Annotated in this window: 20 protein-coding genes; 14 read left to right on the top strand and 6 right to left on the bottom strand. The window is 43.1% G+C overall.

Annotated elements, in window-relative coordinates:
- Positions 1 to 4 precede the first annotated feature (4 nt).
- The 3 genes from lolA (at position 5) to serS (ending at position 3,370) form a co-directional block, all read left to right on the top strand.
- Positions 5 to 616, top strand: coding sequence for an outer membrane lipoprotein periplasmic chaperone LolA (gene lolA / locus PXH59_RS08090; RefSeq protein WP_285811169.1), 612 nt, complete (start codon positions 5 to 7; stop codon positions 614 to 616).
- Positions 617 to 623: 7 nt separating this feature from the next.
- The gene (locus PXH59_RS08085; RefSeq protein ID WP_285811168.1) at positions 624 to 1,967 is read left to right on the top strand and encodes a replication-associated recombination protein A; all 1,344 of its coding nucleotides are present in this window, start codon (positions 624 to 626) and stop codon (positions 1,965 to 1,967) included.
- Positions 1,968 to 2,080: 113 nt separating this feature from the next.
- On the top strand, positions 2,081 to 3,370 hold the full coding sequence (gene serS, locus PXH59_RS08080; RefSeq protein ID WP_047767533.1) for a serine--tRNA ligase: 1,290 nt from the start codon (positions 2,081 to 2,083) through the stop codon (positions 3,368 to 3,370).
- Between the two features lie 543 nt (positions 3,371 to 3,913).
- Here serS and PXH59_RS08075 read toward each other — a convergent pair.
- The 5 genes from PXH59_RS08075 to ycaO all read right to left on the bottom strand — a co-directional run bounded on the left by PXH59_RS08075 (position 3,914) and on the right by ycaO (position 11,355).
- Entirely contained in the window at positions 3,914 to 4,732 is an 819-nt protein-coding gene (locus PXH59_RS08075; RefSeq protein WP_285811166.1) for a BPSS1780 family membrane protein, read from the bottom strand.
- Positions 4,733 to 5,160: 428 nt separating this feature from the next.
- Positions 5,161 to 5,901 carry a pyruvate formate lyase 1-activating protein gene (pflA, locus tag PXH59_RS08070; RefSeq protein WP_047767539.1) on the bottom strand — a complete coding sequence of 247 codons (741 nt, stop codon included), beginning with the start codon at positions 5,899 to 5,901 and terminating at the stop codon, positions 5,161 to 5,163.
- An 80-nt stretch (positions 5,902 to 5,981) separates the two neighbouring features.
- Entirely contained in the window at positions 5,982 to 8,264 is a 2,283-nt protein-coding gene (pflB, locus tag PXH59_RS08065; protein WP_285811164.1) for a formate C-acetyltransferase, read from the bottom strand.
- A 54-nt stretch (positions 8,265 to 8,318) separates the two neighbouring features.
- On the bottom strand, positions 8,319 to 9,176 hold the full coding sequence (gene focA, locus PXH59_RS08060) for a formate transporter FocA (RefSeq protein ID WP_047767543.1): 858 nt from the start codon (positions 9,174 to 9,176) through the stop codon (positions 8,319 to 8,321).
- Positions 9,177 to 9,591: 415 nt separating this feature from the next.
- A complete protein-coding gene (ycaO, locus tag PXH59_RS08055; protein WP_285811162.1) occupies positions 9,592 to 11,355 on the bottom strand; it encodes a 30S ribosomal protein S12 methylthiotransferase accessory factor YcaO in 1,764 nt (587 codons plus the stop codon).
- Positions 11,356 to 11,501: 146 nt separating this feature from the next.
- Between ycaO and ansB the strand changes: the two genes are divergently transcribed.
- From ansB to kdsB, 11 genes are all read left to right on the top strand, one after another.
- Positions 11,502 to 12,545, top strand: coding sequence for an L-asparaginase 2 (gene ansB, locus PXH59_RS08050; RefSeq protein ID WP_047767547.1), 1,044 nt, complete (start codon positions 11,502 to 11,504; stop codon positions 12,543 to 12,545).
- Between the two features lie 419 nt (positions 12,546 to 12,964).
- Positions 12,965 to 14,053 carry a 3-phosphoserine/phosphohydroxythreonine transaminase gene (gene serC / locus PXH59_RS08045; RefSeq protein ID WP_285811160.1) on the top strand — a complete coding sequence of 363 codons (1,089 nt, stop codon included), beginning with the start codon at positions 12,965 to 12,967 and terminating at the stop codon, positions 14,051 to 14,053.
- Between the two features lie 92 nt (positions 14,054 to 14,145).
- Positions 14,146 to 15,453: a 3-phosphoshikimate 1-carboxyvinyltransferase gene (gene aroA / locus PXH59_RS08040; RefSeq protein WP_285811157.1), complete on the top strand. Its 1,308-nt coding sequence runs from the start codon at positions 14,146 to 14,148 to the stop codon at positions 15,451 to 15,453.
- A 170-nt stretch (positions 15,454 to 15,623) separates the two neighbouring features.
- Positions 15,624 to 16,310: a (d)CMP kinase gene (cmk, locus tag PXH59_RS08035; protein WP_285811155.1), complete on the top strand. Its 687-nt coding sequence runs from the start codon at positions 15,624 to 15,626 to the stop codon at positions 16,308 to 16,310.
- A 199-nt stretch (positions 16,311 to 16,509) separates the two neighbouring features.
- Positions 16,510 to 18,183, top strand: coding sequence for a 30S ribosomal protein S1 (rpsA, locus tag PXH59_RS08030; protein ID WP_285811153.1), 1,674 nt, complete (start codon positions 16,510 to 16,512; stop codon positions 18,181 to 18,183).
- Positions 18,184 to 18,257: 74 nt separating this feature from the next.
- Complete coding sequence (ihfB, locus tag PXH59_RS08025; RefSeq protein WP_047767557.1) at positions 18,258 to 18,548, top strand: integration host factor subunit beta; 291 nt, start codon at positions 18,258 to 18,260, stop codon at positions 18,546 to 18,548.
- Positions 18,549 to 18,783: 235 nt separating this feature from the next.
- Positions 18,784 to 21,129, top strand: coding sequence for a ComEC family protein (locus tag PXH59_RS08020; protein ID WP_285811151.1), 2,346 nt, complete (start codon positions 18,784 to 18,786; stop codon positions 21,127 to 21,129).
- Positions 21,130 to 21,164: 35 nt separating this feature from the next.
- Positions 21,165 to 22,913: a lipid A ABC transporter ATP-binding protein/permease MsbA gene (gene msbA / locus PXH59_RS08015; protein ID WP_285811685.1), complete on the top strand. Its 1,749-nt coding sequence runs from the start codon at positions 21,165 to 21,167 to the stop codon at positions 22,911 to 22,913.
- A complete protein-coding gene (lpxK, locus tag PXH59_RS08010; RefSeq protein WP_285811150.1) occupies positions 22,910 to 23,902 on the top strand; it encodes a tetraacyldisaccharide 4'-kinase in 993 nt (330 codons plus the stop codon). The genes msbA and lpxK overlap by 4 nt, the downstream gene beginning before the upstream one ends.
- Before the next feature lie 130 nt (positions 23,903 to 24,032).
- The gene (locus PXH59_RS08005; RefSeq protein WP_099133267.1) at positions 24,033 to 24,212 is read left to right on the top strand and encodes a Trm112 family protein; all 180 of its coding nucleotides are present in this window, start codon (positions 24,033 to 24,035) and stop codon (positions 24,210 to 24,212) included.
- A 3-nt stretch (positions 24,213 to 24,215) separates the two neighbouring features.
- Positions 24,216 to 24,965, top strand: coding sequence for a 3-deoxy-manno-octulosonate cytidylyltransferase (gene kdsB / locus PXH59_RS08000; protein ID WP_285811149.1), 750 nt, complete (start codon positions 24,216 to 24,218; stop codon positions 24,963 to 24,965).
- 106 nt (positions 24,966 to 25,071) lie between these two features.
- Here kdsB and elyC read toward each other — a convergent pair whose 3' ends face one another.
- A complete protein-coding gene (elyC, locus tag PXH59_RS07995; RefSeq protein ID WP_285811147.1) occupies positions 25,072 to 25,899 on the bottom strand; it encodes an envelope biogenesis factor ElyC in 828 nt (275 codons plus the stop codon).
- Positions 25,900 to 26,040 lie beyond the last annotated feature (141 nt).

Raw genomic sequence — 26,040 nt, 5'->3', positions numbered from 1 at the left:
ACACATGAAAAAACTGATGTTGATTGGTTGCCTGATGATGGGGGTGAGCATAGGTTCTGCTTGGGCTGATGCGACACAGGATTTGCAAGGGCGCTTGGGAAAGGTGAATAGTTTTCATGCCAGTTTTACTCAAACAGTGACTAGCAATGATGGTTCAACGGTCCAAAAAGGAGAGGGAGAACTTTGGATCAAACGCCCTAATTTGTTTAACTGGCATATGACATCACCAGATGAGAGTGTTTTGGTTTCTGATGGTAAGACGCTGTGGTTTTATAATCCTTTTGTTGAACAGGTGACGGCGAATTGGTTAAAAGAAGTAACGGGAAACACGCCATTTATGCTGATTGCCCGCAATGATCCTGCCGACTGGAAACAGTACAAGGTTATGCAAAACGGTAATAGCTTTGAGCTGACGCCTCATCGTGCCAATGGCAATTTAAAACATTTTTCAATTACTGTGACACCAGAAGGAACAATCCAAAAATTTACTGCTGTTGAACAGGATGGGCAAAAGAGTGCTTACCAGTTGAAAGGGCAGCAAAATGTAAACGTGGATACGGAGAAATTCAAATTTACCGTACCGGAAGGTGTCACGCTGGATGATCAACGCCAGTGAGGTTTAAGTGGACAATCTTTCTCTCGATTTTTCACAAAATGAATTTCAGCCACTGGCCGCAAGAATGCGGCCAGTCACATTAGATCAATATATCGGTCAGCAACACTTACTGGCGGAAGGAAAACCTTTGCCGCGAGCAATCCGAGCCGGTCATCTTCATTCCATGATTTTATGGGGACCGCCCGGAACAGGAAAAACAACACTGGCTGAAATTATTAGATATTACGCGCAAGCTGATATTGAGCGTATTTCAGCAGTCACTTCTGGCATAAAAGAAATTCGTGAAGCCATAGAAAGAGCACGACAAAATCGTAATTCAGGGCGTAGAACCATCTTATTTGTTGATGAAGTTCATCGATTTAATAAAAGTCAGCAGGATGCGTTTTTACCCCATATTGAAGACGGTACAATCACATTTATTGGTGCAACTACCGAAAACCCCTCCTTCGAATTAAATTCAGCTTTGTTGTCACGGACTCGTGTCTATTTATTGAAATCACTTTCGAAGGCAGAAATTGAACAGGTACTTATTCAGGCCATTAATGATACAGAGCATGGCATTGGCGGGCAAAATATCGTATTACCAGATAATACTCGCCAGATGATAGCAGAGCTTGTGGCAGGAGATGCACGCCGCTCACTGAATTTGCTGGAAATGATGTCAGACATGGCAGAAAGCAATGCGCAAGCGCAACGGGTTTTGACGCCTGAATTATTGAAAGAAGTGAGCGGAGAAAGAAGTGCCAGGTTTGATAATAAAGGTGATCGATATTACGATTTAATTTCTGCTTTGCATAAATCAATCCGTGGTTCAGCACCTGATGCCGCTCTTTACTGGTACGCCCGAATTATTACCGCAGGCGGTGATCCCCTTTATGTTGCCCGTCGGTTACTGGCAATTGCTTCTGAAGATGTGGGTAATGCTGATCCACGCGCAATGCAGATCGCTATTGCTGCATGGGATTGTTTTACGCGTGTAGGAGCGGCTGAAGGAGAAAGGGCGATCGCACAGGCAATTGTTTATCTTGCTTGTGCACCGAAAAGTAATGCTGTTTATACCGCATTCAAGGCAGCTATGGCGGATGCGCAAAACAAACCGGATTATGACGTTCCTGCCCATCTACGTAATGCCCCGACTAAGCTGATGAAGGAAATTGGATTTGGTGAAGAGTATCGCTACGCCCATGATGAAGCGAATGCGTATGCCGCCGGTGAAGTCTATTTTCCGCCAGAAATGCCACAAACACGTTATTATTATCCGGCTGCCAGAGGGCTGGAGGGTAAGATAGGTGAAAAGTTAAACTGGTTAATGGAACAGGATCAAAATAGCCCAATAAAACGCTATCGTTAATTTTCCTGTTACGGTAAGGTTTATATCCAACAATGCCAAATTACAGCGAAAAGCTGTAGTTTTTGACGATTCTTCAATAACCATTTTTCAATAACAACAAGCACAGGACTAGCATGCTCGATCCAAATATACTGCGTAATGAGCTAGACGCAGTCGCCGAAAAACTGGCTCGCAGGGGATATACCCTTGATGTGGAGATGCTGCGCAAACTAGAAGAGCGCCGCAAAGTTTTACAAGTTGAAACTGAAACCCTGCAAGCAGAACGTAATTCCCGATCGAAGGCTATTGGTGCAGCGAAAGCCCGTGGTGAAGATATTGAACCACTGCGTCACGAAGTGAATCAATTGGGAGAAAAATTGGATTCAGCAAAAGCTGAACTGGAAACGTTGCAGGCTGAAATCCGTAATATCGCATTAAGCATGCCGAATATCCCAGATGATTCTTGTCCGGACGGAAAAGATGACAGTGATAACCTGGAAATTAGCCGTTGGGGTGAACCACGCCAATATGACTTTGAAATCAAAGACCATGTATTTCTGGGTGAACTGACAGGCGGCCTTGATTTTGCGGCTGCGGTTAAATTAACTGGCTCACGTTTTGTCGTTATGAAAGGGCAGATCGCTCGTCTGCACCGTGCCATCGCCCAGTTCATGCTGGATCTGCATACAGAGCAGCATGGTTATCTGGAAACTTACGTTCCTTATCTGGTTAACCATGATTCTTTATATGGTACAGGTCAGTTACCTAAATTTGGTGAAGATCTGTTCCATACCAGACCATTGGAAGAAGAATCTGGCAGTCATTATGCTTTGATTCCAACAGCGGAAGTCCCGGTCACTAACTTAGTTCGTGATGAAATTTTGGATGAAAGCGTATTGCCATTGAAGATGACGGCGCATACACCTTGCTTCCGTTCTGAAGCCGGTTCTTATGGCCGTGATACCCGTGGCCTTATTCGTATGCACCAGTTTGATAAAGTTGAGTTGGTTCAAATTGTTCATCCAGAAAAATCCATGGAAGCTCTGGAAGAATTAACAGGGCACGCTGAGAAAGTATTACAGTTACTGAATCTTCCTTACCGTAAAATGTTGCTGTGCACGGGTGACATGGGGGCAAGCGCAAGAAAAACTTACGATTTGGAAGTTTGGCTACCGGCGCAAAATACTTACCGTGAAATTTCCTCTTGTTCTAACATGTGGGATTTTCAGGCTCGCCGTATGCAAGCGCGTTTCCGTGGTAAAGATGACAAGAAAACTCAGTTGGTACATACATTGAATGGTTCTGGTCTTGCGGTAGGACGTACCCTGGTTGCTGTGATGGAAAACTATCAGCAAGCAGATGGCCGCATTGAAATCCCAGAAGTATTGCGTCCTTATATGAATGGATTGGAATATATTGGTTAATATCATCTATTCTTAATAAAAAAGCGCCGAATATGGCGCTTTTTTACGAGTACTATCATAAGCTAACTTGTCACAGTGACATCATCTTTTTGAGTTTCTTTTTTATAAAAAACACTGAGACAGGAGATATAAGATGTTGCCAGGCTCAATGGAACTGTGAATAGGATTCTTAAGAACAGAGGGAGCGTAAAAATTATCAGAACAGAAATAAGATTTCCTAATATTTTTATTCCACAAACAATGATACCGATTGCCAATAAAGCACTACATTTATCGTGAAGGCAATGAATAACCTCCCGGACTTAAATTTACCAGTCATTCTTTGCGTTTCACAAATGGCAATAATTCCAGCAGAGAATAACGGATCCAATAAATTAAACAGGAGAAAGCCAAAATCAGGAATGAAAAGACTTAAATTAATAACACCATAGATAATCCCCATCAGCACCTGCATACCAAGTTTGGGACAAAAATGTCATTGAATAGTAATAAAAAAGCGCTAAAAATAGCGCTTTTTACATATCAATATCTATTGGAAAATATTTAATTGATTAAGTGAGATTTTGTCTCTTGGCTTTTTGGCGCATAAAAAATGCTGCGATAAGTGGTATAATAGGTCGCCATAAACATAGGTAAAGTAACAAGCAAACCTAAACCAAGTGGAATTGCAGAAATAAACATCAGAATGCCCATCAGTAAGAAGAACAGAAAACCACCGAATAGATTTTTCTTTACTGCACTCAAGCTCATTGATATTGCTTCACCAAATTTCAAATCATTAATGATAATCAGAGCAGGAGCAAACCAGCTAAACGCAAGGGCAACGATGCTAAAGAACAACACAACCAGCATTGCCAGCGTTAAAGTAGAAAGACCACCCATTATTAGCATCGGGTCTAGATCCTGTCCTGCCCAAAATATTTGAAATAGGCTTGTCCCTCCAAGTATAACAGCAGCAATGATACCCAGTACATTTATGCCGAAGGCTAGCGCACCAACAGCAACTAATGAACCGAGCTTATTTTTAAACCCATAGAAAAGTAATTCTATGTCAAAATCACCGGTTGTTCGCTGTTTTTCACTGGCAGCAATAAATCCAGCAATAAATACTGAACTAAACAGAGCAGCAACAATACTGATGGTAGGTATGAATTGCTGCAGGGCTAGCATTATAGCGAAATAGATTAAGGTTAGCAGTATCCATTTCATTGGCTTTGCTTTAAACATTTCCCAAGCATTACCAATCCACTCTGTTGCCGTTCCAGCTCTTACAGCCCGACCACCAGGAATGAATGTATCCTTTTCCTTGCTCAGAGAGACGCTATTCTCTCCTGAATTGAGATTCATATCTTGAGTATCCATATTTTTCCGATTTATTTTGCTGAATAGCAATTACTGAATTGATTTTTCTCTATTTCTATTTCATTGATGCAAATCGTTATAGAAAACAGAGGGATTATCATATAAAAATTATTAATCAACAAGTATTGATTTCAATCCTTGCCGGTGGAGAAAGAGATGTTTCTATCGGTAATAATGAATATGTGCGGTTTTTTTGTTAATTATGCTGATATCGTTTTGACTTAATTTCCTAATTTATCTTTACATAAAGTAAATGATTTTATCTTTGGCATCAGATATGGTGTGTTTTTAGAATAAAATATTTTACACATTGTGAGTAGGTTGTTCTGATTTAAGGTTTACTTTGATCATATCAGGTATATCCAGCCTGATATGATCAAAGTTTGCAACGTTCATAGAGGGAACAAACAATGTAAGTGGAAATGAATCTAATAAATCACGTGGTGCCCATAACTTCTTAAAATTTCTTTTACCCGCTCCATTGTTTCTTTTGGAGGAGGTTTGACACCTTCCAGTTTATAGTCTTCTCCCATAGCAATCCATTTATGTTTACCCAGTTCGTGGTAAGGTAATAACTCTATTTTTTCAATATTTTTCATGTCCTTGGTAAACTCACCCAGTAAATGAACGGATTGATCATCATCAGACCAACCAGGAACAACCACATAACGGACCCAGGTTTTCTGATTGCGTTTTGCCAGATAACGTGCAAATTCGAGGGTTCGATGATTGGACACGCCAATTAATTTTTGGTGAATATCATCATTAAGTTGTTTTAAATCCAGCATAACCAGATCGGTAGCATCCAGTAGTTCATCAATCACCGGATCGTAACGGCGAACAAAGCCATTGGTATCCAGGCAAGTGTGAATGCCTTCTTCATGGCAAGCCCTGAACCAGTCACGAACAAATTCGGCCTGAAGAATGGCTTCACCACCGGAAGCGGTAACTCCACCCCCCGAAGCATTCATAAAATGGCGATAGGTCGTAGCTTCTTTTATTAATTCTTCAACTGTTACCGTTTTTCCGCCATGGGTATCCCAGGTATCGCGGTTATGGCAATAGAGGCAGCGCATAAGGCAACCCTGGAAAAACGCGATAAAGCGGATACCGGGACCATCTACGGTTCCGCAAGATTCAAAAGAGTGGATACGACCAAGTACGGACATAAAAGGACTTCTCCAAAGCTAGCAAGCTAATAAAGGCACCCAGGTATTAGGGTGCCTTTATTGTCTGTCATTTTTAATAATTACATGGTTTGAGTAAATGTACGGGTAATAACATCTCGTTGCTGTTCTTTCGTCAAAGAATTAAACCGCACAGCGTAACCCGAGACGCGAATCGTCAATTGCGGATATTTCTCAGGATTTTCCATGGCATCCAACAGCATTTCACGGTTCATCACGTTAATGTTTAAATGCTGTCCACCTTCGATATCTGCTTCGTGATGGAAATAACCATCCATCAGACCCGCCAGATTTGCTTTACGCACATCGTCATCTTTACCCAGTGCATTAGGTACGATAGAGAAAGTGTATGAAATACCGTCTTTGGCATAAGCAAACGGCAGTTTAGCGACCGAAGTCAATGAAGCAACTGCCCCTTTTTGATCGCGTCCGTGCATTGGGTTGGCACCAGGTCCAAATGGTGCGCCAGCACGACGTCCATCAGGGGTATTCCCCGTTTTCTTACCATAAACCACGTTTGAGGTAATGGTCAGTACAGACTGAGTTGGAACAGCATTGCGATATGTTTGCAGCGTCTGAATTTTCTTCATGAAACGTTCAACCAGATCACACGCGATATCATCGACACGCTGATCGTTGTTACCGAATTGTGGGTATTCACCTTCAATGTTGAAATCAATTGCCAGACCATCTTCATCGCGGATTGGGGAAACTTTCGCATATTTAATGGCAGATAATGAGTCAGCAGCAACAGAGAGACCGGCGATACCACATGCCATGGTACGGTATACATCACGATCGTGCAGTGCCATTAATGAAGCTTCATAGCTGTATTTATCATGCATATAGTGGATGATATTCAGGGCAGTGACATACTGTTTTGCCAGCCAGTCCATGAAATGATCCATCCGTGCCATAACCTTGTCATAATCCAGCACAGCGTCTTTCATTGGCTCTTCTTTCGGGCCAACCTGTATTTTCATTTTTTCATCCACACCGCCGTTGATGGCATATAGCATGGTTTTTGCAAGGTTTGCACGGGCACCAAAGAACTGCATTTGTTTACCAACCACCATTGGGCTGACACAGCACGCGATAGCGTAATCATCGCTGTTGAAATCAGGGCGCATCAGGTCGTCATTTTCGTATTGCAGGGATGAAGTATCGATTGAGACTTTTGCTGCAAACTTTTTAAAGTCAATGGGCAGTTTTTCAGACCACAGGATGGTCATGTTAGGCTCTGGGGATGGTCCCATGGTATATAGCGTATGCAGGAAACGGAAACTGTTTTTGGTGACCAGAGTACGTCCATCCAAACCCATACCTGCCAGTGATTCGGTTGCCCAAATTGGGTCACCAGAGAACAGTTCATCATATTCTGGAGTACGCAGGAAACGCACCATACGCAGTTTCATGACCAAATGGTCGATCAGTTCTTGGGCTTGTTGTTCAGTCAACTTACCTGCCTGAATATCACGTTCGATGTAGATATCCAGGAAGGTGGAAACACGACCAAAGGACATTGCAGCCCCGTTTTGGGATTTAACGGCTGCCAGATAGGCGAAATAAGTCCATTGCACGGCTTGTTGGGCATTGGTAGCGGGATTGGCAATATCATAGCCATATTTCGCTGCCATCTCTTTGATTTGGCCAAGTGCGCGATGTTGTTCAACCAGTTCTTCGCGCAGACGAATGGTTGCTTCCAAATCCTCGCCATTTTCCAGTTTTTCCTGTAGGGAAGTGAATTGGGCAAATTTCTCATCACGCAGAAAGTCGATACCATACAACGCAACGCGACGGTAATCACCGATGATGCGCCCACGGCCATAGGCATCAGGCAAGCCAGTCAATACACCAGATTTACGGCATTTCAGGATATCAGGGGTGTAGACATCAAATACCCCCTGATTATGAGTCTTACGATACTCAGTGAAAATTTGTTTCAGTGTTGGGTCCAGTTCACGGTTGTAGGCTTTACAAGAACTTTCAACCATTTTAATGCCACCAAATGGAATAATGGCACGTTTCAGGGGCGCTTCGGTTTGCAGACCAACGATTTGCTCCAGATCTTTTTCAATATAGCCCGCATCATGAGAGGTAATTGTAGACGCAATGTCAGTATCAAAGTCTAGCGGCGCATGGGTGAGGTTTTCGATTTTGATACCTTCCATGACTTTTTCCCACAAAGCTTTTGTCGCTTCTGTGGCACCCGCAAGGAATGATTCATTACCTTCATACGGGGTATAGTTTTTCTGAATGAAATCACGGACGTTGACTTCATTCTGCCAGCTACCCTCGTTAAAGCCTTGCCATGCTACTGAGAATTTTTCGTTTAACTCGGACATGATACTTCTACCTTTTAACAGTGGAATTTTTAAGAAATCTGACTTGGAGGCGAATTAATGATTTTTGCCGCCACGTAAATAAATCAACCAATAGGTCAACCCAACCAATACCGCCCCACCAATAATGTTACCTATCGTGACAGGGATCAGGTTATCGGTAATAAAGCTTGAAACATTAAGTTGTGGAAATCGTTCAGGACTTGTCCCTGTTTTCAGCCAAAATTCATCGGGGGCGAAGTTTTTGATAATGATCCCGAACGGAATTAAAAACATGTTAGCGATACTGTGCTCAAAACCGCTGGCGACAAACATACCGATTGGCAGGATCAACGCGAATAACTTATCGATCAGACTGCGTCCGGCATAGCTCATCCAGACAGCAAGACATACCATCAGATTAGCTAAAATACCCAGACATACAGCCTCAATAAAGGAGTGATGCATTTTATGATCTGCTGTTTGTAATACATTTAGCCCCCAAGTACCATTGGCGACAGTATATTGGCCGGAATACCAGACCAAAGCGACGAAAAACAGGGCGCCAATTAAATTACCGATGTAGACGTTAATCCAGTTTTTGAACATTTGAGACCAGGTAATACGTCCTGTTGCTTTTGAAATGATCGTCAACACAGTGGAAGTGAAGAGATCGACGCCACATATCACCACTAACATCAAACCAAGGGAAAAACAGATCCCACCCGTTAATTTAGCTACCCCATAGGGAATGGAAGAGGTTCCTGTTGTTGCTGTAATATAAAAAACAAAAGCGATGGAAATAAATGCACCTGCCATGATTGCCGATAAATAAGTCACTGCGGGATGTTTATTGACTTTATATACACCAATATCATCAGCGATTTGTGCCATTACAGCAGGTGAAAATAAATTGAAAGGGTTGTCAGTTTTCATCCTAACACTCTCTTTATCCTTAATTAATCATAGCACGCGTTGATAGTAACAAACGGGGATTGACCTGAATTTGATATGGATCATATTAGACCGAAAGTCTGATGAGATATGACAGCCTAAAAGTGGTGATATAAGATTAATGATATGATTTTTAAAGGAAAATATTTTTTAAAATTTATAAAAATATTTTATATAAGCAGTTTTGGCCTGTTAGATATTAAAAGTAAAATAACAGGTTAAATTGTCATTTATTTGTTATTTAAAAATAAATTGTATTTTACTTTTTATGGTCATATACCCATCCAACTTCAAGATGCGTGTTATATTTCCCCGTGCAGCGGGGAAATATAAGGCCTCGCGTCGTCTTGCGGATTGCAACTTGAAGTTTATCGCGTATAAGCGCTCATGCGATGGGTTATTTATTCGCCCAAAATTCACGTTTGGCTTTTTGCAACTTCTCATAAGCATCTAATAATGCCTGATGGGCAGCCAATGCTTTTAATTCTAAATCAATAGTCCACAGACCATAGAAGCTGTTTTCTCCGGCAATGGCAGCAGAGGCAGTATCAACAGTACCCTGACCGTACATTTTTACAAATGCCTGATAATATTGATCTGGTTGGCGATCTTCTTCTTGGGTTAACAGTAACAACGTTTGCAGGCAGCGATAATAGTTAGCTCGTTCAGTGGTGAAAACAGAAGCATTGAAATCCTGTGTCCACTCAACCCAAATCAAAGCTTGCTCCAAATCTTTACCAGCCAGTGCCAGCATAGATTTCAATTCGCCGATACGCAGGTTGCTCCAACCGTTATCTTTACCCACTGCAATGCCCAATAACTCACGGACACGGGTAAAGTCATCCAAGCCTTCATCATCTAACTGTTCGAGGAGAGCCAGATATTCTTCTGGCTGCCATTGACTCTCCGGCAATGCCAGAATGGTGTCGCGCAGATGGCTCCCCATAGTGTTATTGGCAATGTGCAGATCTTCCACCGGATAAATATCTGACATACCAGGCACCAGAATGCGGCAGGCATAAACGTCAAGGTGTTCATAATCAGCAATATAAACTTCAGCATCCAGTTTATTGAAGATCTCCATCAGGGTGTCGAACTCTTCTTCTGTTGCTCCGCTGAAATTCCAGTCAACAAACGCATAGTCAGCATCTTGCTTGAATAGATCCCAACTAATTACACCGCTTGAATCAATAAAATGCGTTTCCAGATTAGTATGTTCAGACACTTCCTCATTATCAAAGCTTGGTGGGGTGAAGACATCCAGATCTTTCAGGCTCCTGCCTTGCAACAGTTCTGTGACGGTACGCTCCAGTGCAACACCAAAATCGGGATGGGCACCAAAGGAGGCAAAACACGTGCCATTATCAGGATTGAACAGGACGACGCAAATGACCGGGAACTGTCCACCCAGCGAGGCATCGTAACAATAGAGTGGGAAACCTTCTTCCTGCAACTTATTGACTGATTCAACGACGCTTGGGTAGCGATTCATAATATCTTGTGGAATTTCAGGCAGGCTGATGCATTCTGCGATAATGCGATTTTTCACATAGCGCTCGAATACTTCAGATAATCCCTGTACACGTGCTTCGTTCATGGTATTGCCGGCTGACATACCGTTTGAAACATACAGATTTCCGATAATATTCATTGGAATATAAATCGTTTGATTATCTGACTGGCGGGTAAATGGCAGGGCACAGATCCCCCGCTCTTCATTGCCCGATTGCAGATCCACTAACTGGCTGGCACAGAGCGCGTTATCTGGGTTGTAAAAACGATGCAGGCGTTCGTCTAAGATACCTTTTGGCAGAGAGTCATCTTCTGGCAACGGGAACCATTTTTCATCTGGGTAATGAACAAACTCGCCATTGGCAACGGTATTACCCAGATAAAAATCAGCAAAGAAATAGTTTGTCGACAAGCGCTCAAAATATTCTCCCAGTGCAGAAGCCAATGCCGCTTTTTTGCTGGCCCCTTTGCCGTTGGTAAAGCACAGCGGGCAGTCACGATCGCGGATATGTACTGACCAAACATTCGGGACAGGATTCAGCCATGAGGCTTCTTCAATATTAAAACCGAGGGACTTCAGTTTGTGCTGAAAGCGATTAATGGAGTCCTCTAACGCGGCGTCTTTGCCTGGGATATAGGTTTGCGTCATCGTGGTTCACTTCAAATTATGTTAAAGGCGCATATCATACGGCGTTTTTTTTATCCGCTCTATCAATTCCCAAAAATTATTGTTAATTAGAGTTTATTTATTCTTGGTTTACATAATAAAATGGCTTTTTTACAAGAGGTTGAATAATGAAAAAGACTAAAATAACAGCAATAGCCAGTTTTCTGGCTTTAGTTAGCGGTTCTGCATTCGCTTTGCCAAACGTTACTGTTTTGGCAACAGGGGGCACAATTGCTGGGGGTGGTGAATCCGCAACGCAATCTAATTATACAGCGGGTAAAGTAGGCATTGATGCTCTGCTGAATGCTGTACCGGCAATTAAAAATATTGCTGATTTGAAAGGCGAGCAGGTTGTCAGCATCGGTTCTCAGGACATGAACGATCAGGTATGGTTGACTCTGGCGAAGAAAATCAATGCAGATTGTGACAAAACCGACGGGTTTGTGATCACCCACGGTACTGATACCATGGAAGAAACGGCGTATTTCCTCGATCTGACCACCCAATGCCAGAAGCCTATTGTGATGGTTGGCGCAATGCGTCCATCTACCGCGCTGGGGGCTGACGGTCCGTTGAACCTGTATAACGCTGTGGTTGTTGCTGCTGATAAAAATTCGGCAAACCGTGGTGTGCTGCTGGCGATGAATGATTCCGTTATTCATGGCCGTGATATCGGTAAACTGAGCACAACGGAAGTTCAGGCGTTTCAGGCTGTGAATGCCGGCGCCCAGGGCTTCGTTCACAATGGCAAAGTACGCTATTATTCTGCGGCTTCAGTAAAGGCAAATAAAGCCGTTTTTGATGTAAGCAAATTGGATAAGTTGCCGAAAGTAGGTATTGTTTATAACTACTCCAACGCCTCTGATCTGCCAGCAAAAGCATTCGCTGAAAATGGCTATCAGGGTATTATCAGCGCAGGTGTCGGTAACGGTAACATCTATAAATCTATTCTTGACACGTTGTCTAAAGCCGCTAAAGAGGGTGTTGTTGTTGTTCGTTCCAGCCGTATTCCTTTCGGCTACACGACCCAAAATGCTGAAGTTAACGACAGCAAATATGGCTTTGTGGCTTCAGAGCGTTTGAACCCACAGAAAGCTCGCGTTCTTCTGCAATTGGCTCTGACGCAAACTTCTGATGTAGAAAAAATTCAGGAAATGTTTAGTCAGTATTAATTCCTGATTTAACGATATAAAAAGGCGCATTTAATGCGCCTTTTTATATTCTTTTTTATTCGTATTTTTTTAGATAAATTATCTTTTATACTCGATGAACTTCAAGTTGTAATACGCAAGACGACGCGAGGCTTTATATTTCCTCGTTGCGCGTGGAAATATAACACACATCTTGAAGTTGGATGGGTATAAATGGCTTTTTATTCTTTGGTATTAAATAAGGCTGATATTATCCAGATTGTCTTTCCTGAGCGATTGTTATTTTATTTATAATTCATTGCGTTATTTATAATAAGTGGGTCTATCAGAAAGTGATACTGTCTCTTGTAACAAATGTTCAATAATTATTGCAGCGGCAGGGCGAGAATGATAAAACCAATACGTCCGATTTTATTGTATCCATTGATAGGGTGAAGTTAATGAGTCAGGTATATAATTTCAGCGCTGGCCCAGCTATGTTGCCGGCAGAAGTGTTACGACGTGCAGAACAGGAACTTTGCAACTGGCACGGCTTGGGAACATCTGTAATGGAAATTAGTCACCGCAGCAAAGAATTTGTGGCTGTTGCGGCAGAAGCAGAAAAAGATCTCCGAGATTTATTAGCAATACCTGAGAATTACAAGGTGCTGTTTTGTCACGGCGGTGCTCGTGGGCAATTTTCGGCATTACCACTGAATTTACTGGGTGATAAATCGACAGCAGATTATATTGTTAGTGGTTACTGGTCTGAATGTTCAGCGCAAGAAGCAGAAAAATATTGCACGCCAAACATCATTGATATCAGAACAGAAACGGACGGCGTCAAAAGTGTGAAGCCAATGAGTGAATGGGCCTTAAGCAGTGACGCTGCCTATATTCATTATTGTCCTAATGAAACGATTGAAGGCATTGCTATTTTTGAAGAGCCTGATTTTGGTGACGATAAAATTGTCATAGCCGATTATTCTTCAACCATCCTTTCTGCCCCTATTGATGTTAGCCGTTATGGTGTTGTTTATGCCGGGGCACAAAAAAATATCGGGCCAGCAGGGATTACCGTCGTTATTATTCGTGAAGATCTCCTGGGTAAAGCACACCCGCATACGCCATCCATTCTGGATTATACTGTGCAGGTTCAATACGACTCTATGTATAACACGCCGCCGACATTTGCATGGTATCTGTCTGGTAGGGTATTTAAGTGGTTGAAAGAGCAGGGAGGGCTACAAGAAATCAGTAAACGCAATCATGCTAAAGCGAAACACCTCTATCATGCCGTTGATAACAGCAAGTTGTATATCAACCGTGTTGCTCCTCAAAACCGTTCTATCATGAATGTCCCCTTCCAACTGGCTAATCCAGCGTTAGATGGTCAGTTTCTGGAGGAAGCCTATGCACACGGGTTACATGCATTGAAAGGGCACAAAGTTGCGGGTGGCGCTCGTGCTTCGATTTATAACGCTATGCCTTATGAGGGTGTGAACGCATTGGTTGAATTTATGGCTGATTTTGAACGCCGCAATGCATAATTTTTTATCGTCGGGAGGGATAAAACCTCCCGATCTCAAAATCCTCGATCTATCCTAAAAACGAAAATCACCTCTGGAGATTCCTCTCTATTATGCAATCCCTGACGTTACAACCTGTTTCCCATATTAATGGAACGATTAACTTGCCTGGCTCTAAAAGCGTTTCTAACCGCGCTTTGTTACTCGCTGCTCTTGCTAAGGGAACAACCCGATTGACCAATTTGTTGGACAGCGATGATATCCGTTACATGCTCAATGCTCTGGCTGTATTGGGTATTTCCTATCGCCTTTCTGCCGATCGTACTATCTGTGAAGTCGATGGCATTGGCGGGTGCATGACGGGCAAAAATGATATTGAACTGTTTCTGGGCAATGCGGGTACAGCAATGCGCCCATTGGCTGCGGTTCTATGTTTAGGGGACAGCAGTTTGGGAGACAGTGGCATAAGCGTGGTATTGACCGGTGAACCGCGGATGAAAGAACGTCCAATTGGTCACTTGGTCGATGCATTGCGTCAAGGAGGGGCAGAAATTGATTATCTTGAACAGGAAAATTACCCACCTTTACATATCAAAGGGGGATTTTCAGGTGGAAAAGTGACCGTTGATGGCACTGTTTCCAGCCAGTTTCTGACCGCTTTGTTGATGGCAGCGCCATTGGCAAAAAACGACACGGAAATCCACATACAAGGTGATTTGGTTTCTAAACCTTATATTGATATTACATTGGCACTGATGAAAAGTTTTGGTGTAACGGTAGACAATGAACAATATCAGGTTTTTCACATTAAAGGCCGGCAGCAATATTTGTCTCCGGGGCAGTATCTGGTAGAAGGCGATGCTTCATCGGCATCTTATTTTCTGGCTGCGGCGGCAATTAAAGGCGGGATCGTTCGTGTCACGGGCATTGGCAGAAATAGCCTGCAAGGGGATACCAAATTTGCCAATGTGTTGGAACAGATGGGGGCAACGATTCGTTGGGGGGACGATTTTGTCGAATGCGAACGCGGTACATTGGCAGGCATTGATATGGATATGAATGCTATTCCTGATGCGGCAATGACGATTGCGACAACCGCGTTGTTTGCACAGGGAGAAACTGTTATCCGCAATATCTACAATTGGCGGGTAAAAGAAACCGATCGGCTAAATGCAATGGCAACTGAATTAAAAAAAATAGGTGCCGAAGTGGAAGAGGGACATGATTATATTCGAATTTCTCCGCCAGAAAAATTTAATCATGCTGAAATTGAGACCTATAATGATCATCGCATTGCGATGTGTTTTTCGTTGGTAGCTCTATCGGATACGCCAGTCACTATCCTTGATCCAGGCTGTACAGCAAAGACATTCCCAGACTATTTCAATCAGCTTGAAAAACTCAGCCAGTACGCAAAATAAATGGAGAAGCAAAAATCGGTAGGGATAGAAATAAACGGGCTTTCCCTGTTTCTCTCATCTATTGAGCGCGTATAATAGGACAGGTTTTATTGCTTGCTAATTGAGCAATTTTTTGCATTCGGTAAATGATCTGTCTGTTATCCGAATGTTATGCGAAAAGGAGGATAATGATGGCGGCGATAGCCCCAGTAATAACCGTTGATGGGCCAAGTGGTGCTGGCAAGGGAACACTATGTCAGGCATTGGCTGAAACGTTAAATTGGCAGTTGCTTGATTCAGGTGCCATTTATCGTGTATTGGCCTTGGCTGCCATCCATCATCAGGTGGATATTCAGTCTGAAGACGCAATGGTTCCTCTGGCTGCAAACCTGGATGTTCGTTTTGTACCTGCAAATGGCAAACTCCGGGTCATTCTGGAAGGCGAAGATGTCAGCAATGAAATCCGTACCGAAACCGTTGGAAATACGGCTTCACAGGCGGCAACATTCCCACGTGTCCGTGAAGCACTCTTACGTCGGCAGAGAGCCTTCCGCATTGCACCTGGGCTGATAGCTGATGGTCGTGATATGGGAACGGTCGTATTTCCTGATGCGCCGGTGAAAATATTTCTTGATGCAAGTGCAGAAGAACGCGCCCGCAGACGTATGTTACAGTTGCAGGAGAAAGGTTTTAGTGTTAACTTTGAAAATCTTTTGTCCGAGATACAAGAACGGGATTATCGTGATCGCAATCGGGCAGTCGCACCCTTAGTGCCTGCACAAGATGCATTAATCCTGGACTCGACCAGCATGTCTATCGAAGAAGTGATTGATAATGCACTGGCTTATGCGAGAAACGCGCTGGAAATATCCGCATAATTGTTAATTTTTCAAGTACACTATTGCAGTAGTGTATCAAGAAGATGTATATAGAATTCTGGTGTATTGGTAGTGAAATATTCTGGTACACTAAAACACCTTGTAACAGGGAAAAAGAAAAAGTTGCGAGGTATGTAAAACAACCCCATTCGGCGGGACGCTAAATGGACGTTAATTAAGAATCTTGAAGATCATAAACATGACAGAATCTTTTGCTCAACTCTTTGAAGAATCCCTACAGACTATCGAAACTCGTCCAGGTGCCATCGTCCGTGGTGTCGTGGTTGCTATCGATAAAGACGTTGTATTGGTTGACGCAGGCCTGAAATCAGAATCTGCAATTCCTGTAGAACAATTCAAAAATGCTCAAGGTGAGCTGGAAATCCAAGTTGGCGATGAAATCGACGTAGCTTTGGATGCGGTGGAAGATGGTTTCGGTGAAACTGTCTTGTCTCGTGAGAAAGCGAAACGTCACGAAGCATGGCTGATGCTGGAAAAAGCATACGAAGAAGCTGAAACTGTCACTGGTATTATCAATGGCAAAGTAAAAGGTGGCTTCACTGTAGAACTGAACGGTATCCGTGCGTTCCTGCCAGGTTCACTGGTTGACGTTCGCCCAGTTCGTGACACTGCTCACCTTGAAGGCAAAGAGCTTGAGTTCAAAGTCATCAAGCTGGATCAGAAACGCAACAACGTAGTTGTTTCTCGTCGTGCAGTTATCGAATCTGAAAACAGCGCAGAACGCGATCAGCTGCTGGAAAACCTGCAAGAAGGCATGGAAGTTAAAGGTATCGTTAAGAACCTGACTGACTACGGTGCATTCGTTGATCTGGGCGGCGTTGATGGCCTGCTGCACATTACTGATATGGCTTGGAAACGTGTTAAACATCCAAGCGAAATTGTCAATGTGGGCGATGAAATCACAGTTAAGGTACTGAAATTCGACCGTGAGCGTACTCGCGTATCTCTGGGTCTGAAACAATTGGGTGAAGATCCATGGGTAGCAATCGCTAAACGTTATCCAGAAAGTACTAAACTGACTGGTCGCGTAACTAACCTGACTGATTATGGCTGCTTCGTTGAAATCGAAGAAGGCGTTGAAGGTCTGGTACACGTTTCAGAAATGGATTGGACCAACAAAAACATCCACCCATCCAAAGTTGTTAACGTGGGTGACGTTGTGGAAGTTATGGTTCTGGATATTGACGAAGAACGTCGTCGTATCTCCCTGGGCCTGAAACAGTGCAAGTCTAACCCTTGGCAGCAATTTGCTGAAACGCACAACAAGAACGATCGCGTTGAAGGTAAGATCAAGTCTATTACTGACTTTGGTATCTTCATTGGTCTGGACGGCGGCATCGACGGTCTGGTTCACCTGTCCGACATCTCCTGGAACGTTGCAGGTGAAGAAGCAGTTCGTGAATACAAGAAAGGCGACGAAATCGCTGCTGTAGTTCTGCAAGTAGATGCAGAGCGTGAGCGTATCTCTCTGGGTGTCAAACAACTGGCAGAAGATCCATTCAACAATTACCTGTCTGTAAACAAGAAAGGTACAATTGTTACTGGTAAAGTCACTGCAGTTGACGCAAAAGGTGCTACAGTTGAATTAGCTGACGGCGTTGAAGGTTACCTGCGTGCATCAGAAGCTTCTCGTGACCGCATTGAAGATGCAACTCAAGTTCTGAACGTTGGCGATGAAGTTGAAGCTAAATATGTTGGCGTTGATCGCAAAAACCGCATAATCAACCTGTCTGTTCGTGCAAAAGACGAAGCTGATGAAAAAGACGCTATCGCTTCTGTGAACAAACAAGAAGACACAAACTTTGCTAACAACGCAATGGCTGAAGCTTTCAAAGCAGCTAAAGGCGAATAATCTAAGTCAATAACGACGGGTAATATTCTCTATAATGAGAATATTACCCGAATACGGTAGTTTAGGGAGGTACCATGACCAAGTCTGAATTAATCGAAAGACTTGCAGAGCAGCAATCTCACATGCCGGCCAAAGCCGTTGAAGATGCAGTGAAAGAAATGCTTGATCATATGGCAGAAACACTAGCCGCAGGTGAACGTATTGAAGTTCGCGGATTCGGCAGCTTTTCTCTTCACTACCGGGCTCCGCGTGTGGGGCGTAACCCCAAAACAGGTGAAAAAGTGGAATTGGACGGCAAATATGTCCCCCACTTTAAACCCGGTAAAGAGTTACGTGACCGCGTGAATATCTATAGCGATAGCTAAGATATCAGTTATTACTTAATTAAACTAACGGCACCCTAGGGTGCCGTTTTTTGTATATCCAAATTTTGTTTCTCTGGTTTTTGTGAGAATAGACGTATTTTTTTGGCATCGTTTCTTCTGTTTAAACGTTAATTTGCGAAGCGATTCCACAGAAACATTTCTCGAACTGGCAGTAAGATTGACTATGTCATAATCTCTCTTGCGTGAATGGAATGTCAGCACAGAGGCATAATGGATGCAGCCGATAATATTTTCTCTTTTTACCTATTTATTTGCCATTTGGCGAAAACCGACGCCACTTATCAGTCTAAATTTGGCTGCGTTAGCCATTATATTGGGAATTTTTCCCTTATTATTCCTTGCAGAGCTTCCTCAACAAAAAGTCATCCAATATCTGGTTACCATTGCATGTTGCTTATTATTTTTTCCTTATAAAATTATACGACTAATATCATTAGGATTATGGGCGTTTATCTTCGGATGTTGGCATGGTCATCATATATTGGCACAAATCACTTATTTCAGCGAAACGTCCCGTACTGCAATCGTTATGATTGATAGTGTATCGTTGGAAAATAATACGAAAGAAGATGATAAAAAGACGCGTTATCGTATCAGGCTGATTAAGAGTGATGGGAAATATATTATTCCTGCCTTATATGCATCAGTATCATGGAACTCTCAAGAGTTGCTATGCGCTGGTCAGAAGTGGCAGATGACAATGAAACTCAGGCCTGTTCATGCTCAACTAAGCCACGGTAGTTTTGATAGCCAACGATATTCACTTTCTATTCGTCAGCCATTGAATGGAAAAATTATTGAGGCAAAACCACTCGATACAAATTGTAATCTTCGACAAAGTTTCATGAATAAGTTGTTACCAGAAATTCAGCCATTAAAACAGGCAGGTATTGCATTAGCACTCTCATTTGGTGAAAGGACGTGGTTGGATAAATCCACTCGCTTGCTATTACAGCAGACAGGTATTGCTCATTTGATGGCAATTTCAGGGCTGCATATTGCAATGGCCAGCTTATTTGGCTGGGGTTTGGCAAGAATGACGCAATTTTTCTTTCCGGCAAAATGGATTGGGTTTCGCTTTCCATTGATCATGGGCTGGTTAACCGCAATGCTGTATGGATGGTTGTCTGGTTGGGGAATTCCAGCCATTCGGGCAATATTGGGGCTAACTTTATGGATTTATTTACGGTGCAAAAGCAGGCATTGTTTTTCATGGCAATGGGCTTTATGGAGTGCCGCCCTTATTTTATTTTTCGATCCTTTGGCAATACTTTCTGACAGTTTCTGGCTCTCATTTACTGCGGTGATGGCACTGTTATTTTGGTTTTATTGGATGCCTTTGCCAGAAAAAATACGTCATGGTTGGCAGTGGTCATGGCTGCGCGGATTGCATATGCAGCTGGGCATGTTGCTAATGTTGTTGCCGTTGCAGCTTTTGTTATTTCAGAGCGTTAATATTGCATCATTGGTGGCTAATCTGTGGGCTGTTCCGATTATCTCTTTTTTATCTGTTCCGTTGGTGATATTGGGGATAGTTTGTCTCTTTCTTCCGGTTATCCAACCGTTTTTATGGCAGCTTGTTGATTACAGCATTTTATTTGCTTTGGCCCCCTTACCTATTTTGACATATTCATGGTTTGAAACAGGGCACTATCCGATAGTCACTACGTTAGTAGGCTGGTTTTTTGTTGTGATTTGGCGCTTAGGTTGGTGGCGATCTTATAAATGGTTGTTGGGCGTTTGCATTGGTATTATTGTGTGTTATTCCAAACGTTCCAATGATTATCAATGGCGTTTTTCCATGCTGGATGTGGGGCATGGATTAGCGGTGGTCATTGACAAGGGAGGAGAAGCGATTGTATTTGATACAGGAAATCGTTGGGAAACGGGCAGCATGGCAGAAAAAGTTATTGAACCTTATTTACGTTGGCATCGTTTAACACCAGGGCAGATAATCCTGAGTCATGATCATTTGGATCATACGGGAGGAATGGAATATCTACTTGAAAAATATCCTGATATCCAAATTAGAAGCCCTTCCTTGAATCAGACTCATTTGCCTTGTATCCGTGGTGAACGGTGGACATGGCAGGGGTTAAATTTTGCCGTTCTCTGGCCACCAGAAAAGTCAGCTATTGTTGGCAATAATCAATCTTGCGTGATCCGCATTGATGATGGTAAATACAGTCTGTTATTAACAGGAGATTTAGAAAAGCAGGGCGAATACCGCTTATTGGAGCTTGAGAAGAATCATCTACATGCAACAGTACTACAAGTACCTCATCATGGGAGTAACACCTCTTCTACTTCGGTATTTATACGCAGAGTTATGCCTCAATATGCTTTGGCTTCAGTTGCACGCTATAGCCCGTGGAGGCTACCTTCAGTGAAAGTGAAACAACGCTATAAAAATGCCGGAGTTGAATGGCATAGCACAGCCGTTTCTGGTCAGATAACCGGTTATTTTTATCGTGATGACATTAAATTAGAAGGTTATCGACAACAAATAGTGTCACGATGGTATCATCAGTGGTTTGGTATTCGTGGCGATCATGAGTAGAATGATCCGCTATTTCTTTTGGTTTTGGTAACTCAATAATGAATGATAAAGACCTTTCTACCTGGCAGACCTTTCGCCGATTGTGGCCGATTGTCACTCCTTTTAAAATCGGTCTGATAGTTTCGGCGGTTGCGTTAGTGATTAATGCTGCCGGTGATACATTGATGCTTTCCTTATTGAAGCCCTTGCTTGATGAGGGTTTTGGCAAGGCAGACATTAGCGTATTGAAGTGGATGCCACTGGTTGTTATCGGATTGATGTTGTTGCGTGGCATATCCGGTTTTGTATCGAGTTATTGTCTCTCTTGGGTATCAGGCAAAGTGGTCATGCAGATGCGTCGCCGCCTGTTCAATCATATGATGGGAATGCCTGTTTCCTTCTTTGACCAGCAATCCACGGGAACTTTGCTTTCCCGTATTACATACGATTCAGAACAGGTTGCCTCTTCTTCCTCCGGTGCTTTAGTGACGGTTGTCAGGGAAGGAGCATCAATTATTGGCCTGTTTATACTGATGTTCTATTACAGTTGGGAACTCTCCCTTATTTTGATTGTTATTGCGCCGATAGTTGCGGGAGTTATTCGTCTTGTTTCCGTGCGTTTTCGTAATATCAGTAAAAATATGCAAAGCAGCATGGGAATGGTAACAACCAGTGCGGAACAGATGCTGAAAGGGCATAAAGAAGTTTTAATTTTTGGTGGTCAAAAAGTTGAAACTAAACGCTTTGACAAAGTCAGTAATCATATGCGCCAGCAGGGTATGAAGATGGTTTCTGCTGATTCCATTTCAGATCCGATTATCCAGATTATTGCTTCTTTTGCACTGGCATTTATCCTGTATGCGGCCAGTTTCCCTGAAATTATGGGTGCCTTAACTGCGGGGAAAATCACCGTTGTATTCTCATCGATGATTGCCCTGATGCGTCCATTAAAGTCCTTAACTAACGTTAATGCCCAATTCCAACGTGGTATGGCGGCATGCCAGACCTTATTTACTATCCTGGATATGGAGCAGGAAAAAGACGAAGGTAAATTGGAAATTAAAAAGGCAAAAGGCAACATTGAATTCCGTAATGTCACCTTCTGTTATCCCACCAAGGATCATCCTGCGTTGAAAAATATTTCAATGACGATCCCGGCAGGAAAGACGATTGCATTAGTTGGGCGCTCAGGATCAGGTAAATCGACAATTGCCAATCTCCTGACGCGCTTTTATGACATAAATGAAGGTGAGATAGTATTAGACGGTCATGACCTGCGTGAATATACCCTGGCTTCACTGCGTAACCAAATCGCGCTGGTATCGCAAAATGTCCATTTATTCAATGATACGGTTGCCAATAACATTGCTTACGCCAGTGAAGGATGCTTTAGCCGTGAAGAGATAGAACGGGCGGCAGAAATGGCTTATGCAATGGACTTTATCAAAAAGATGGATAATGGCCTTGATACTATGATTGGTGAAAATGGCGTTTTGCTTTCTGGAGGACAGCGTCAGCGTATTGCGATTGCCCGTGCTTTATTGCGTGATTCTCCGATCTTAATTTTGGATGAAGCAACCTCTGCATTAGATACGGAATCTGAACGTGCAATTCAGGCTGCATTAGATGAATTGCAGAAAAACAGAACTTCATTGGTCATTGCTCACCGTCTTTCTACTATTGAAAATGCCGATGAAATTATCGTCATTGAAGATGGGAATATCATAGAAAGGGGCGACCATGCGACTCTGGTGCAACATGATGGGGCATATGCACAATTACACAGGATGCAATTTGGCCAATGATTGAACGCATATGGTCAGGCCGATCATGGCTTTACATCGTATTATTACCATTATCAGCCCTTTATGGGCTGATAAGTGGCTTGCGTCGTTTAAGTTATAAGCGAGGATGGCGTCGCTCCTGGAAGGCACCGGTGCCTGTTGTTGTTGTCGGTAACTTGACAGCAGGGGGAAATGGCAAAACCCCGGTTGTGATTTGGCTGGTTGAACAGTTGCAGCAAAGAGGCTATCGGGTTGGTGTTGTTTCGCGTGGTTATGGTGGGAAGTCGGAACATTATCCGTTACTGGTTACCGATGAAGTGACAACGGCACAAGCAGGAGATGAACCGGTTTTAATTCGCCGTCGTACCGGTGCGCCTGTTGCGGTAGCACCAAAGCGAGCCGAAGCCATTCAGACATTACTGGCATATGCTCCGGTTGATATCGTCATTACCGATGATGGCCTGCAACATTATGCTTTGCAGCGTGATTATGAGATTGTGGTGATTGATGGGGTTCGTCGTTTTGGTAATGGCTGTTGGTTGCCAGCTGGCCCTATGCGAGAATTGGCAGGGCGCTTAAATAGTGTCAATGCCATCATTGTTAATGGTGGGACACCGGAAGCGGGTGAAAAGCCAATGACCTTAAAGGGGGATTTGGTGGTTAACTTACTGACTGGTGAAACGCGAAAAGTGACAGATCTTCCCAATGGTATTGCGATGGCTGGGATCGGGCATCCCCCCCGTTTTTTTGCAACATTGCAGCAATTAGGGGCGAGATTACAGAAAACACACGCTTTTGCTGATCATCAGGCGTACGAAAAATCTCAATTATTGGCTCTGGCAACGAGTGATCAAAATTTATTGATGACAGAAAAAGATGCGGTTAAATGTTTTCAATTTGCGCAACCTAACTGGTGGTATTTACCTGTACACGCTGAATTGCCAGAAGAAAAAGGGCAAAAGGTATTGAACGATATCTGTGCTTTATTGCCAGAATTAAATATTCGTTAATGATGTTGGGCTATTCTCATCATACTAAAGAAAATCAGGGAAATTAAACAAAGCAACAAAGTTAACGGTGATACATTGCTTGTGGTATTCTGACCCACATTAAATTTGAGGCCCGTTACTTGGGGGATATATGGATCACCGTTTACTCGAAATCATTGCTTGTCCGCTATGTCATGGCAAACTTAGTTATGATAAAGAAAACTTTGAACTGATTTGTAAGTTTGATCGTCTCGCTTTTCCTTTCCGTGATGGTATCCCTGTGTTGCTGGAAAATGAAGCACGTGTCTTGCCGACAGAGGAAAACCAGTAACCTATGTTTACCGTTATCATTCCGGCACGTTTTTCCTCAACCCGTTTACCTGGAAAACCATTGGCTGATATTCATGGTAAGCCAATGATAGTGCGTGTGATGGAACGGGCTATCCGTTCTGGTGCTGATCGGGTTATTGTGGCGACAGATAATCAAGACGTGTTTGATGCAGTGATCGCCGCAGGCGGTGAGGCTTGTATGACACGTGAAAATCACCATTCAGGTACGGAGCGTCTGGCTGAGGTTATCGATAAATACCAATTTGCTGATGACGAAATTATTGTGAATGTTCAGGGCGATGAACCCCTTATTCCAGAACAGATCATCAGGCAGGTGGCTGATAATTTAGCTGGCAGTGATGCAGGAATGGCAACGCTTGCTGTACCGATCCAGGATGCCGAAGAGGCATTTAATCCTAATGCCGTTAAAGTTGTGATGGATTCACAAGGTTATGCTCTCTACTTTTCCCGCGCTACGATCCCGTGGGAACGGGATCGTTTTATGCAATCAACAGAAACGATTGGAGAGTATTTCCTACGCCATATTGGGATTTATGCGTATCGGGCTGGGTTTATTAGGCGCTATATTCAGTGGGCACCAAGTCCATTGGAAAGTATCGAAATGCTCGAACAGTTAAGAGTGCTTTGGTACGGTGAAAAGATCCATGTGGCAAAAGCACTGCAAGCGCCCGGTGCGGGTGTTGATACACCGGAAGATCTGGAAACCGTCAGAAAAGTTTTTGCCACGCTCTGACCTTCTTGTCTGAAATCGGGTGAGATTTAAAAGAGAATGCCTAACGTTTATACCGCATTCTCTTTTTTCTTGCCCGTTTCGTCACGCTTCGCTTCTAATTCTGATGTTATTTCTCATCACCTTTTTGCTGAGCGCCTTCTGATTGTTCAATACGCATATCCTGACTTGCCGGTTTAATAGTCTGCCAGATGCGCCCTAATGTCTCATACCAGGCACGCTCAGTGTGTGATAAATAGTAGGAAGAAGGAAGATATTTTTCCCACGAATATAAAGGCGTTGTGACAGCCAATTGATTGGCAGGACCCGCCATTGGATGCAGACCTCGTTGTGCAAAAAACGTGAGAGATCGTTCCATATGATTGGCAGAAGTGACGAGAATGAAAGGTTGTTGCCCGACGATTTTTTCAACTTCAGCAGCCTCTTCTTCTGTATCCAAGGGTTTTTTTAGTGCTATCGTGTCTTCTACAGGAATTCCCAGAGATTGTGCTACCATAGCAGCAACTTCGGCACTGCTAATGGTATTAACACCTTTACCGCCAGTAAAAATCATTTTAGCGCCAGGATTGAGATGATATAACCGAATCCCCTCAGTCACTCTGGGCAAGCTGTTATTGATAAGGTTGGCGCTGGGAGCCCATTGGGGGTTATAAGTAAATCCGCCCCCAAGAACCACAATATATTTTACGGGAGTGATAGATGTTGTGTCTGGTTCATAGCGCTGAACATATTTTCCCTCGACAGGGAGTAAGAATTTATCGGCGATAGGCTGTAAACTAAATAAAAGTAATGCCAGCCAACTGAGTGATAAAATGGTTTTTCCTGTTTTTTGCCAGCGGGTAAACCAGAGTAATAACAGCGCGGCAAAAGAAACGATAATAATCAGCGGTAAAGGCATTAATAGCGAACCGATATATTTTTTTAGCAGAAATAACATTGATTGGCCTTGGATTGGTTAAATGATAATCGCGCAATGGCAAATTTAAGGCTAAAAGTAGTTAATTAAATGATTACTGTGCCAAAATAACAGTAGTTAAAATAGCAGTAGTTAAAATAGCAGTAGATAGCATAATTACTC

Origin of the sequence: Xenorhabdus bakwenae, assembly GCF_030272115.1 — a bacterium.
GTDB classification, from domain to species: domain Bacteria; phylum Pseudomonadota; class Gammaproteobacteria; order Enterobacterales; family Enterobacteriaceae; genus Xenorhabdus; species Xenorhabdus bakwenae.
The sequence above is the reverse complement of the archived record's forward strand: the minus strand, read 5'-3'. Positions and strand labels throughout refer to the sequence as shown.